The following is a 12,403-nucleotide window of genomic DNA, read 5'->3' as shown; positions in this document are numbered from 1 at the left end:
AAAAATATGTCATTCGCTGATCTTGTCTTGACTGGAGGTGCCGTCTTCACGGCGACCGGTGCTGAACCGAGCATGGGAAGTGTCGCCGTGTCGGCTGGCCGGATCGTGGCCGTCAGCACTGGTGCGGATGTTCCCGCAGGCGCTGACGACTCGCCGATTACCGAAGCTGACATCCAAGCTCTCATCGGTCCTGATACCGAGGTCGTTGCCCTTGCAGGCAAGCTGTTGAGCCCAGGCTTTCAGGATGCCCATGTGCACGCCGTCTGGGGAGGTCTCGACCTCATCCGCTGCGACCTCGCCTACGACTCCACTCGCGAGCAGTACCTCACCCGGATTCGCCACTACGCTGACGCTAACCCCGAGCTTGAGTGGGTTTTGGGTGGTGGCTGGAACATGGCGGCTTTCCCCGGAGGAACACCAACGGCATCCGATCTCGACACGGCGGTCGCAGACCGGCCAGCGTTCATCCCGAACCGCGATGGCCATGGCGCGTGGGTGAACTCGCGAGCGCTAGAACTGGCCGGCATCACGAGCGAAACCCCCGATCCTGCTGATGGCCGGATAGAGCGCGACGCCGACGGTCACCCCACCGGCACCCTCCACGAGGGGGCGATGTCGCTCGTGAACCAACTGCTGCCCGAGACCTCGCCCGAAGACTATTTGCGCGCCCTGTCGATCGGTCAAGAGTATTTGCACTCGCTCGGGATCACGGCTTGGCAGGACGCCATCCTGGGTGGCTACGGCGATTCTGGCGACGCCACTCCCGCCTACATGGAAGCAGCAGCAGCTGGCACGTTGACGGCTCGCGTCGTCGGAGCCCTGTGGTGGGATCGCAAGCGCGGCCCCGAGCAGATTCCCGAACTTGTTCTTCGGCGCAAGCACAATGCTGCCGGACGTTTCGCTGCGACCACCGTCAAGATCATGCAAGACGGAGTAGCCGAGAACTTCACCGCCGCGATGCTCGAGCCCTACCTTGATGGTTGCGGTCACCACACCGGCAATTCGGGCATCTCCTTTGTCGACGCCGCTCAACTGATCTCGAATGTCACCGAACTCGACGCTCTTGGGTTCCAGGTGCACTTTCACGCCATCGGAGACCGCGCCGTGCGGGAGTGCCTCGACGCAATCGAAGCCGCCCGAGCTATCAACGGTCCCAACGACAACCGTCACCACATTGCGCACCTTCAGGTCGTGCATCCGGATGACGTTCCCCGCTTCGCTCAGTTAGGAGTGACAGCCAACATGCAGTCCTACTGGGCTGCACTCGAGCCCCAAATGGTCGACCTAACCCTGCCGTTCTTGGGTGAACCGCGCAGCTCATGGCAGTACCCGTGGGGCGATCTGCACCGCGCCGGAACACATTTGGCGTCGGGCAGCGACTGGTCGGTGTCTAGTCCAGACCCAATGGCGGCCATCCATGTCGCCGTGAATCGCATTGCGGCGCCCGGCCACGAAGAAGGCGAGTACGAGGCGTTCTTGCCCAAGCAAAGCCTCGACCTGTTGACCGCGATGACCGCATACACCGCCGGTTCTGCCTTCACCAATCACCTCGATGAGACCGGCACTATCGAGGTGGGCAAGCTTGCCGACCTCGTGGTTCTTGACCGCAACCCTTTCGCGGGCCCCGTTGCCGAAATCGGCCTCACCCGCACCGAACAGACCTTCGTCGAAGGCGAGCGCGTTTACCTCGCGCCCGCACAATCATGAACCTCGCGACCAACCACGCGAGAAGGGAACGTGCCCCGTGGGCAAAGTAGTTTTTGAAAGAAACCCGCCAGCAGCATCCGTCATCAGCAATTCGCTCCATGGCTCGATACACAAGCCGTTCTGGATCGACGACGTCAAGGATGCCCCCGAGTTTGCTGCACTCCGTGGCGAGATCACGGCCGACCTCGCGATCGTTGGCGGTGGCTACCTCGGACTGTGGACCGCCGTGCTCGCTAAGCAGCGCAACCCCGACGCGAAAGTTGTGCTGCTCGAGGCCCGCGAACTGGGTTGGGCTGCCTCTGGCCGCAACGGCGGTTTCTGCGAAGCCAGCCTCACCCACGGTGAAGAGAACGGCCTGAGCCGTTGGCCGAACGAGTACGAACAGCTCGACCGCCTCGGCATGCAGAACCTCGATGAGATTGAGGCCAGCGTGACGTCACTGGGGCTCGATTGCGACTTTGAGCGCACCGGATCCCTCGACCTCGCTATTGAGCCGCACGAAATTGCGTGGCTGAAAGAGGCCAAGACTGACGAGAACACGGTCTTTCTTGACGAGGCTGCGGTTCGAGCAGAAGTGAACTCCCCCACCTACCTTGCCGCGGTGTGGAACAAACGCATCAACGCGCTCGTGCACCCCGCGAAACTTGTTCGTGAACTGGCGCGGGTCGCGAGCGAACTCGGGGTCGAGATCTTTGAGAACTCGCCAGTGCGTGAGGTCGAGACATCCGGTGGCCCAACGGATGCTGCAGCAGTGCACACCCGAAAGGGTATGGTGCGTGCCGCCAGGGTTGCACTCGCGACGAATGCTTTTCCGTCGTTGCTCAAGCGTGCGCGCCTGCAGACGGTTCCCGTGTATGACTATGTGCTGATGACGGAACCCTTGAGCCCCGCGCAACTCGCTTCTATCGGGTGGTCGAATCGTCAGGGTCTTGCCGATATGGCGAATCAGTTCCACTACTACCGGCTGAGTGCTGACAACCGTATTCTCTTCGGGGGATATGACGCGGTTTATCATTACGGTCGCAAGGTTCGTGACAAGTATGAGCACCGTCCGGAAAGTTTTGAGCGGCTCGCGAGTCATTTCTTTACGACGTTTCCGCAGTTGGAGGGTCTCACGTTCACCCACCGTTGGGCTGGGGCTATTGATGCCTCAACGCAGTTCAGTGCGTTCTTTGGAACCGCGCGTGCTGGTCGGGTCGCTTACTCGGCTGGCTTCACCGGGCTCGGTGTTGGGGCGACTCGTTTTGCTGCTCAGGTGATGCTCGACAAGCTCGATGGGCTGACGACGGAGCGCACCGAGTTGGAGATGGTGAAGAAGATGCCGTTGCCGTTCCCGCCTGAGCCGATTGCCTCGCTGGGAATCAATGCGACGCGGTGGTCGCTGAACCGGGCCGACCACAATCAGGGTCGCCGCAATGCCATTCTCAAGACGTTGGATGCTCTCGGGCTCGGTTTCGACTCGTAAGCGTTGCTCGGCAGAGCGCTGACCTGACAGTAGCCGGTAATAACTTGCACATCATTGTGCAAGTTATTACAGTGAGGGAATGACCACCCCCGCCACTCGACGTCCCCGCCAGGATGCTGTCGACAACCGCGCCGGCATCCTGAGCGCCGCCACTGCAGCGATCGCCCACGACCCGCAAGCCTCGATCGACACCATCGCGCGCGAAGCCGGCCTCTCTCGGCGCGCACTCTATGGGCACTTCACTGACCGCAACGCTCTCGTCACCGAAGTCATCGCGGCAGGCGCCCAACGGTTCAACGCGATCGCACTGCGGGTTGACGACACTGACCCTCAAGTGGCTCTGGCTCGACTCGCCTCGCTTCTCTGGGGTGAGGCCGCCCACATGCAGGTCGTGGCTGCCACCGCCCTCGATGAAACCCATGTTTCTGCCACGGCAGAAGCTCTTGCACCCTTGCGGCGCACCGTGGTTGAGATCCTGCAGCGCGGCCAAGATGCCGAAACTCTCCGCACCGACATGGATGTCACCACACTTTCGCGACTTGTTGAGGAGGCGGCCCGCGCCGCGATCACTCGCGTCGATGCTGCGTCGCCCGAAGCACGCTCCCTCGCCGTGCGCACCACCCTCAGCGTGGCTGGGCTCTCCTGGCGCGAAAGCGTCGCACTGCTCGAAGAGCACCCGTCGATTCTCGGCTCCGAGTAATGCGCGTCGAACTGACCACCGTCACTAAAGGGCGCAACAACGAAGCCCTGCCCGCGACATCCGCTACGTTCTCCACCGGCAATGTGACCCTCGCTGTTGCCGAAACAGAACAACGCCCAACCGTGCTTGGCCTGATTGCTTCCGGTCGCATGCGGCCAGACTCGGGAACCGTGACCATCGACGGCGCTTCGGATGCCCGTGCGCTACGTCGTCGGGTTGCTCTCGTTGATGCCCCCGGCGTTTCTGACCCAGATGCTGGCGTTCCCCTAGCTGGTGTTGTGGCCGAAGAACTCATGTTCGCTGGCCGTCGCGCCGACCCACTATCTACCCGACGCTGGTTAGAAGAACTGGGCTATCGCACGCTTGCCACCACGCCGATCGCAGATATTGAGCCCTCCACGCGACTGCGGGTGCTGTGCGAACTGGCCACTCTTCGCCCCGGTGTCGAGGCACTCGTCGTGACCGCCCCCGACCGCCATGGTGGTCCGCCCCTGGAATGGTGGAACCTCCTCGACGAGTTCGCCACTCGTGGCTTCGCGATTCTTGCCGTCGCTGGTCGCGCCTCGGAGTGGGCCATTACCCAGAGCGGCACCACCACAGGAGTACATCCCGCATGAAGGTTTTCTCCATGGTCGTCGCTGAACTGCGACGACTCACTTCTTCGCGCATGGCCATGCTGGCGCTACTCGCGCTCATGCTTGTGCCCGTGCTCTATGGCGGCGTCTACCTGTGGGCAAACCAAGACCCCTACGGCAGCTTCGCTGAAGTGCCCGTCGGGCTCGTGGTCGCCGACGATGGTGTCCCCGCCGACGGTGACACAGAGGCAGTGAACTACGGTGAGCGCGTTGCCGACGACCTGCTCGCAGGAAACGACTTTGAGTGGCATGTCTTCACGGCATCCGCGGCGTCTGCGGCTCTTGCTGACGGAACCGTCGACTTCACGGTGACACTCCCCAGCGACTTCTCGGATGCTCTGACCTCCATTGCGGGCACGAATCCGCATCAGGCCGAGATCGCTCTTGAGACCAATGACGCTAACAACTATTTGGCGTCGACCATCGGCAAGCAGGCTGTTGAGCAGATCCGGCGCTCGGTAGCGGAACTCATTGGTCAAGAAGCGGCAAACACGTTGTTGACCGCAATCTCTGACATCCGCACCGAACTTTCTGATGCCACCGACGGCGCAACACTGCTCGTCAACGGGTCGAATGATGCTGCGACGGGTGCCCACAAGTTGTCGGATGGCGCGGGAACGTTAGCGACAGGACTGTCTACGCTCAGCACCGCAAGTGGCAGTCTCGCCAACGGTGCCGACCAGATCTCCGCGGGGGCAGCTCAGGTCGCCGCCGGCAATCGTGAGCTCGCCGGGTACGCCGACCGCGCGGGCACCGCAGCCCAAACCATTGCGGATGCGCTTCCTTCCGCACGCGCCGACCTCATCACCGCGCTCACCGATCAGGGTCTTGATGCTGCTGAGATCGACACCGTGCTTGCCTCCCTCGACCCGCTGAGCGCGCGCATCACTGAAGGAAATGGCACCGTACAGTCTGCTGTGTCGAAGGTTGATGAGCTTTCGGCGGGCGCCACGTCGCTCGCGAACGGCGCCGCCGACCTCGCCTCGGGCGCAACCCAACTCGCTGCCGGGGTGAGCTCGGCACAGTCCGGTGCTTCAACCCTCAGCGCTGGCGTTGGTGCGCTAGAAAGCGGACTGGGAACTCTCGCCGATGGCACGACTCAGCTTCGTGACGGGCTTGAGAATGGTGTTGAAGCGATCCCCGCCTCGACTACCCACTTGCGCGAACAGCAATCAGCGGCGATTGCCGATCCGGTTGATGTCGAAACGAGCGCAGTCACGGCAGCGGGCAACTATGGCGCAGGCCTCGCGCCCTTCTTCACAGCGCTAGCCGGATGGATTGGAATCTACGCGCTCTTCCTCATCGTCAAACCCATCTCAAAGCGTGCCGTAACGGCCCTCCGGTCACCGTTACGCGTCACACTCGCTGGCTGGCTCACCCCAGCAGTGCTCGGTGCGCTCCAAATGGTTGCGCTCTTCGGCGTGCTCGCTGCTGCGCTCGGCTTCAGCTTCACGCATCCGCTCGGCACTCTCGGGGTCATGGTGGCGGCAAGCTTCACCTATGCCGCAATCATTCTTGCTCTCAACATTTGGTTCGGCTCGGTCGGCCAATTCTTAGGGCTCGTTCTCATGGTGCTGCAACTCGTCACCGCCGGCGGCACCTTCCCGTGGCAAACCCTGCCAGCCCCGCTCGCCGCGCTCCACCATGTTCTGCCCATGGGCTACGTCGTGGATGCGATGCGCCAACTCATGTACGGCGGCGACCTAGCCCGAGTCGGCACCGACGCTCTCGTACTCGGCGCCTGGCTCAGTGGCGCACTCATCCTGGCCGCCATCGGAGTGACACGAATGACCCACCGCCGCACCCTGCGCGATCTGCAGCCCAGTCTCATAGGCTGAACCCCATGACCGAACCCGCCCCGCTTCTCACTCCCGGCACTCCCCTTGCGGCGAGCGCCGTCCCCGTCGCACACGAAACACTGGAGCCGGGCGACGTCGTGGCAGGCAGTCCCACCGCGGGGTACGCCGTACTCGATACCCTCGGCGACACCGAGATCGGCGTCTGGGAAATGAGCGTTGGCACCGCAACAGACACCGAGGTCGATGAGGTCTTTGTGGTCATTAGCGGGCGCGCCAGCATCCACTTCGCTGCGGATGATCGCACGATCGCTGTTGGCCCCGGTGACGTTGTGCGGCTCACCGACGGCATGAAGACCACGTGGACGGTCACCGAAGCGCTGCGCAAGATTTACCTCAGCTAGTGGCTTCCATTGGCGCGCAGATTCGGACCAACAAGTACGGGCGCCCGCCCAGTTCGCGTACCGTAGGAACATGATCACACGACGGGAAGCTGCACTGCGCCTCGACATCCCTCTCGAGATGGCTCGACGGCATGACCTCCCGAATCGGATGTCGGATGCCGAGTTCGAAGAACTCGAAACCAACCCCCCAGCCTGGTTGGTTCAGTCGCGCGCCAACCGCACCGGCAAGCGCCCCGTGTGGATGCAGCTGACGTGTACGGTCTGCGGCTTCACGGAAGCAGCCCGCCCGAAGAAGTGGTGGCCAGCCTTCACGTATTTGACGTGCGATTGGCATGATGCGGATGAGCTTCCCGCTCCCGCTGAAGGGGTGTTCCGCTCGGAGATCGACGGCATTGGCAGTCGCTTCGTGGGCATCGTCGACGAAAAGGTTTAGACCCAACGAATACTTCCGGGTTTGTTCGGCCCGGCTTAAGGGTGGAGCGTGATGCGAACGAGGGGGATTTCGAAGTCAGGGTTTCCGTCGTGGAGCGAAGTCATGAGTGCGGTGAGTTCTTTCCATGTCCTCGGATGCCGCACTTGGTAGGCCGCAAGATAGGCTTGGGCGTCGGCTGGCCCGAGCACCTCTGCGCTAGCGGGGATTCGGCGGCGCAACCCGATGCTGACGTGGCATTTCGGTTCGGCCACCAGATTGCGAACCCACTGGGCGCGTCGACCGAGGGCTGACGCAATCACCACTTCGTTCGGGCTCGGGCTCGTCACTACTTCTAAGACGACGTAGCGGGATTCGCCGGAGTTGCGGCCGGTGTGCTCAAGCATCATCAGGCGTCTGCCAAAAAGGAAGCCGAACCCGGCGCGGTACAGTCCGATCGGCGCACGCATCAGTCGACGACTCCGAAAGGCTCGAGCGATGAGGGAGCGAGTTCTAGTGCTCATAGCTCTGCTTTCAGGGGAACGCTGTCGCGCAACGGCCGCGCGGCCCCAGCCAGCACGAGAGCAATCAGGATGGGAACTCCGATTGCCAGCAACGCGAATCTGATTCCGACGATGTCGCCGAGGAAGCCCAGCAGTGGTGGTCCGGCAAGGAACGCGACGTACCCGAGGGTGGAGACCACTGATACGCGGGCGGCAGCATGCTTGGGGTCATCGGCTGCCGCCGACATCCCCATCGGAAATGTGAGCGCGGCGCCGATGCCCCACAGAGCGACGCCGACCATGGCTAGCCCTATGTTTGGCGCAAGCACGAAGAGCGTGAGGCCGATTGCTGCGGCCGCCATACTGGCGCGCAGCACGGGAACGCGACCGTAGGCATCGATCGCTTTGCCTCCGAAGAATCGCATCAGGGTCATGGCGAGCACGAAGGTCGCGAACATGAGGGCGCCATTGGATTCTGTGACGTCGAGTCCGTCGACTGCTGCTTTGGCAATCCAGTCATTTCCTGCGCCCTCCGTGAGGGTTGCACCAAGCACAACAACACCGATCAGTAGGGTACGGCGGTCGGTCCAGGCAGTGCGCACCTTCGGCGGGGCAGGTTCTCCTGCGGGCTGCGTCACTTCAGGAATACGCGCCAGGAAGTACTTCGGGATAACAAAAGTCGTCACGGCTACCACCACAACGATCGCGAGAAGATGCGCGGGAAATCCGACCCCCAGAGTCGACAGCCCGGCACCGAGGAGCGCGCCCAGAAAGGCACCACCGCTGAAAGCGGCATGGAGTTGCGGCATGATGGTGCGGCCGATTTTGTGCTCGACGTCGGCACCCTCAATGTTCTGAGCGACATCCCAGAGTCCGATTCCGATGCCAAAGAAGAACAAAGAGATTGCGGTTCCGACCGTGGTTGCCGCTGAGAGCGACAAGGCGATACCGACTCCGGCGAGCGCGGCGATCAGTCCCGCAACGCGCACGGTATTTGCGGTGCCAATTCTGCCTGTCACATAACCGGCTGTGGGCAAGGCGATCAGCGAACCAACGGCGACACAGAGCAGGAGAGCACCCATCTGGCCGGGTGTGAGATTGAGGGTGTCGGTGACGGCAGGGATGCGGGCCGCCCAACTCGCAAACACAAACCCATTGATACCGAAGACAAGGAAGGTCGCGATCGCGGCAGCGCGGAGGCGGGCCGGCGTGGCAGTGGCGGTCATGGGATCAATACTCCCAGTGAAAAGCAGAAGCCGGTGCCTACCCTGAAAATCGCCAGTGTGCTGAGGGGGGAACGGCATCCGTCCTATTGCGTAGTGATCGGGGTGGTGATGAGGTCAACGGCACCGAAGGGGAACGGGAAATAGAACGTGCCGCTGCCGTTCCAGTCAGTAATCGGAATCATCCAGAACCAAATCTGGCTGATGAGCAACGAAGCGACGGCCAGAACCATGATCCCAAGTTCCGCGCGGTCGAGATATTGCAGAGCAGATTCTTCGTCGTTTGCTCGTCGGAGCACAAAATTCAGAGTAACGATGATGATCGCAAAAATTGCCAAATAGATGAGGCCGCTGGGGTGAAGCGTGAGATTCACACAGCTGGGTGCTACTTCAGTGAAGTTGCCGTCGCTGCCTACAAGAGAACCACCAGTAGCGACATCAATCGGGCAGTAACCTCGGTTGGCCGTAGTGAAAATCGAATAGACCATGAGGGTGAAGCCAGCGGTCAGAATGAGCTTCCGGATGCGCGCCACGATCAGTCGCCCAGACAACATGTTCGGGGCATCCAATAGTTCAGTTTTCAGCGCCTGCGACACGGGGTTCCCCTAACGACGAGTGATGGGTTGCCTTAGAGTAAGGCAAAACCGAGGAAATGTCGATCGGCTAACTTGGCTCGCAGGCACTGAGTTCGCGGCGGCCCTGTTTGGTTTTAGCTAGACCGCTCGGCGCGGCTTGAGCGGGTTCTCGAAGCCGCGAAGTAGCGAGGCCACTTGGATCATCGCGTGGTCACGCTCTCGAACATTCTCTTCCCATCGCGGATGCGGGAGGTGGTTCTCAATCGCATTGGCGACGATGTCGATCGTTTCGCGGGTCCAAGGGTTGTCCTTGCCCCGTTCCAGGCCGAAGCGCGCATAGACCGAGCCCAGAATCTCCGAATGCTGGCGAAGCCCGCCGCGGGTGTTCAATTCGCTCGTCGTAAAGGGCCCGATGACCGACCAGCGTCTTCCCAGCCCTTCCCGCACGAGAGTGTCTACGTCAACAGCGGAAACTACGCCATCCCGCACCAAGCAGTAGGCCTCCCGGAGCAAGGCTCCTTGTAGACGGTTAAGGGCGAAGCCTTCGATTTCGGTGTTCAGAAGGACGGGCGAAATGTCTACCCTTGTCAGCAATGCAGCCGCGATCGCGACAGTGCGCGATGCGGTGAATTCTGCGGGAACCACTTCGGCGACGCGAAGGAAATAGGGCGGGTTGGCAGGATGAACAACCAGGCAGCGTGCTCGACCCTCGAGGTGGCGCGCAAACTGAGAAGAGGGTATTGCTGAGGTCGAGCTCGCAAGAACTACGTCTGGCGAGGTCAGCTCATCGAGCTGTCCGAACAGAACACGTTTAACGTCAACGTCTTCTACGATGCACTCCTGCACATATCCGACGCCATCGACTGCATCCGCCAGCTCTTTCCACACAGTCATCCGCGCGAGGATGCCAGACGTCGGCTCAGAGAATAGGCCCGCCTCTCGCATCTCCAGCAGCAGAGATTCAGCGGCGGTGAGTGCCGACGCTCGCCGAACTTCATCAAGCTCGAAAATGCGAACGTTAATGCCTGCGCACGCGAAGACGATGGACCACGCAATACCGATGCTGCCGGCACCGATGATCGCGACCGAATGGATATCGACATCCGCAGTAGCTTCATCGGGATTCGAAATGAGTGTCATGTGGTTGACCTAACTGAAAAGTTGGAGGGCGCAAGGCGGGAAAGTCATGGAGGGCTCTAACGGATGTACGACGCCCCATTGAGGTCAATAGTCGACCCGGTGAGGCTCGGGCAACGGTCAGTAGCTAAGAATGCGGCGAGTTCAGCGACCTCGCGAGGGTCAACATGGTGTCCCATCGCAAGCCCCTCCGCGGCGGCCTGAATTTCGGCGGGCTGGAGGCCTGAGGTGCCCATCCCGCCGCCGACAACGCCGGGAGCAATGATGTACACCCGCACCCCGTCCCGAGCATAGGATCTGGCGAGAGTCTGAGCGAAGTTGCGCAGTGCTGCCTTCGACGCCGCGTAGGCGTTAGCGTCTGGAATCCGAGAACCTTGCTCGGCCGCCCAACTGGAAATCGCCACAATACTTCCGTAGCCGCGCTCCGCGAAGGAGAGTGCCGCTTCGCGCATCAAGGTCGCGGCACCGAGCACGTTCACTTGGAGGAGGTTTTCCCAACTGCGGTCCCATGCCTCGTCATCGCGGCCGGCGAGAGGGGCGGACGCCATGGTCGCGGCATTGACCACGAGAGTGTCGATCGCATTCCACTCTTCTGCCCGCTGCCATAAACCCCGTGCGGATTCGGGCGAGTCGATATCTGTCTGCAGCAGAGTCGAGTGATCAGGCCGTGCAGCGGCGAGAGCGGCTCGTGCAGACGTTTCACGACTGCGGTACGTCCCGGCCACTCGAGCGCCACGGTTGATGAATGTGGAGGCGATATGAGATCCGATCGCCCCCGAAACACCCGTAATGAGTGCGGTGCGGTCAGACAGGTCCAGAGTGTTTGCAAGATCAGGCATCTAGAGCAACCCTCCATCAACGGGAAGAAGGTGCCCCGTAATTGCGGCCGAACTCGGTGAGGAAAGAAAGGCAACAGCGTTCGCGACATCGTGAGCGCTGGCAAGCGCCCCCAGCACCGTGAGTTGTTCTGCAGCACGCACGGCTTCGGCTGGCTCCATCCCCGTGCTGGCGCTGCGCTCCTTCATCCGGCCGAGCAGTGCAGCGGTCGCAACGGGCCCTGGCGCGACCGCGTTGACACGGATGCCGCGAGGCCCCAGCGACTGAGCCGCTGAACGGACCACCCCGAGCACGGCGTGCTTGCTGGCCGCGTAGGCCATGACATTGGGGTCCCCTCGCCAGGAATTCAGAGACCCAATCGCGACGATCGTCGAGTTCCGAGGCATGTCTCTCGCCGCGTACTTCATGACCGAAACAAAGCCGGTGACGTTCACGGCGATCGTTTTATCAAGCACGTCGAGATCGATATCGGTCGGGTTGTGCCAGGCGGGAACAATTCCGGCTGCCGCAACAAGTCCATTAAAGGCACCATGCTCTGCAACGTCGCTTTCGATTGCGTGACGTACGGCGGCTTCGTCGGTGACATCGACAGCGACTGACGGCCACGGAGCAGGCACGCTGGCGCTCGCGCCGAGATCAAGAATGAGGCCGGAGGCGCCGGCTGCAGCCAAACGGTTAACAATCGCGAGACCGAGGCCTTGCGCTCCACCGGATACAAGAAAGCGGCGCGATGCGAACTCCGTTGACGCGGAGTTCGACTGGGGTGCGGGTGCTGTTTCGTCCATTTCCCCTCCAGTGTTTCGTCGGCTGATGAGTGTGCTTCGGCGGTCTGTTGCGCAAACCTCGTTCGATCGTGACGGCGACGCTACGACCGCTGAAATCTCTGGTTTCCCGCAAAATCGGGGGTTCGCTGTTCAAAACAGTACGATATGCGAACCTTTGAACGCAATACGAACTTTTGTGTTCGTATTGCGTTCAAACGTTCGGTGTGCAAACATTTCTGCACGGGCGA

General features: G+C 61.5%; 13 protein-coding genes. 7 read left to right on the top strand and 6 right to left on the bottom strand.

Annotated elements, in window-relative coordinates:
* The first annotated feature begins 6 nt into the window (after positions 1-6).
* From ACOH1Z_RS08485 to ACOH1Z_RS08455, 7 genes are all read left to right on the top strand, one after another.
* The gene (locus ACOH1Z_RS08485; protein ID WP_449648006.1) at positions 7-1,707 is read left to right on the top strand and encodes an amidohydrolase; all 1,701 of its coding nucleotides are present in this window, start codon (positions 7-9) and stop codon (positions 1,705-1,707) included.
* A 37-nt stretch (positions 1,708-1,744) separates the two neighbouring features.
* Positions 1,745-3,172 carry an NAD(P)/FAD-dependent oxidoreductase gene (locus tag ACOH1Z_RS08480; RefSeq protein ID WP_449648005.1) on the top strand — a complete coding sequence of 476 codons (1,428 nt, stop codon included), beginning with the start codon at positions 1,745-1,747 and terminating at the stop codon, positions 3,170-3,172.
* A gap of 79 nt (positions 3,173-3,251) precedes the next feature.
* Positions 3,252-3,872: a TetR/AcrR family transcriptional regulator gene (locus ACOH1Z_RS08475; RefSeq protein WP_449648004.1), complete on the top strand. Its 621-nt coding sequence runs from the start codon at positions 3,252-3,254 to the stop codon at positions 3,870-3,872.
* A complete protein-coding gene (locus tag ACOH1Z_RS08470; RefSeq protein ID WP_449648003.1) occupies positions 3,872-4,489 on the top strand; it encodes a hypothetical protein in 618 nt (205 codons plus the stop codon). The genes ACOH1Z_RS08475 and ACOH1Z_RS08470 overlap by 1 nt, the downstream gene beginning before the upstream one ends.
* On the top strand, positions 4,486-6,345 hold the full coding sequence (locus ACOH1Z_RS08465; RefSeq protein WP_449648002.1) for a YhgE/Pip family protein: 1,860 nt from the start codon (positions 4,486-4,488) through the stop codon (positions 6,343-6,345). The genes ACOH1Z_RS08470 and ACOH1Z_RS08465 overlap by 4 nt, the downstream gene beginning before the upstream one ends.
* 5 nt (positions 6,346-6,350) lie before the next feature.
* The gene (locus ACOH1Z_RS08460) at positions 6,351-6,707 is read left to right on the top strand and encodes a cupin domain-containing protein (protein WP_449648001.1); all 357 of its coding nucleotides are present in this window, start codon (positions 6,351-6,353) and stop codon (positions 6,705-6,707) included.
* A 70-nt stretch (positions 6,708-6,777) separates the two neighbouring features.
* Complete coding sequence (locus ACOH1Z_RS08455) at positions 6,778-7,140, top strand: hypothetical protein (RefSeq protein ID WP_449648000.1); 363 nt, start codon at positions 6,778-6,780, stop codon at positions 7,138-7,140.
* Positions 7,141-7,175: 35 nt separating this feature from the next.
* Here ACOH1Z_RS08455 and ACOH1Z_RS08450 read toward each other — a convergent pair whose 3' ends face one another.
* From ACOH1Z_RS08450 to ACOH1Z_RS08425, 6 genes are all read right to left on the bottom strand, one after another.
* The gene (locus ACOH1Z_RS08450; protein ID WP_449647999.1) at positions 7,176-7,640 is read right to left on the bottom strand and encodes a nitroreductase family deazaflavin-dependent oxidoreductase; all 465 of its coding nucleotides are present in this window, start codon (positions 7,638-7,640) and stop codon (positions 7,176-7,178) included.
* Positions 7,637-8,845, bottom strand: coding sequence for an MFS transporter (locus ACOH1Z_RS08445; RefSeq protein WP_449647998.1), 1,209 nt, complete (start codon positions 8,843-8,845; stop codon positions 7,637-7,639). The genes ACOH1Z_RS08450 and ACOH1Z_RS08445 overlap by 4 nt, the downstream gene beginning before the upstream one ends.
* A gap of 83 nt (positions 8,846-8,928) precedes the next feature.
* Entirely contained in the window at positions 8,929-9,438 is a 510-nt protein-coding gene (locus ACOH1Z_RS08440) for a hypothetical protein (protein WP_449647997.1), read from the bottom strand.
* Between the two features lie 117 nt (positions 9,439-9,555).
* Positions 9,556-10,557 carry a 3-hydroxyacyl-CoA dehydrogenase gene (locus ACOH1Z_RS08435; RefSeq protein WP_449647996.1) on the bottom strand — a complete coding sequence of 334 codons (1,002 nt, stop codon included), beginning with the start codon at positions 10,555-10,557 and terminating at the stop codon, positions 9,556-9,558.
* 56 nt (positions 10,558-10,613) lie between these two features.
* On the bottom strand, positions 10,614-11,393 hold the full coding sequence (locus ACOH1Z_RS08430; protein ID WP_449647995.1) for an SDR family NAD(P)-dependent oxidoreductase: 780 nt from the start codon (positions 11,391-11,393) through the stop codon (positions 10,614-10,616).
* Positions 11,394-12,176: an SDR family NAD(P)-dependent oxidoreductase gene (locus ACOH1Z_RS08425; protein WP_449647994.1), complete on the bottom strand. Its 783-nt coding sequence runs from the start codon at positions 12,174-12,176 to the stop codon at positions 11,394-11,396.
* Positions 12,177-12,403: the final 227 nt, after the last annotated feature.

The sequence above is a fragment of the Rhodoglobus sp. genome, assembly GCF_053580035.1.
The sequence above is the reverse complement of the archived record's forward strand: the minus strand, read 5'-3'. Positions and strand labels throughout refer to the sequence as shown.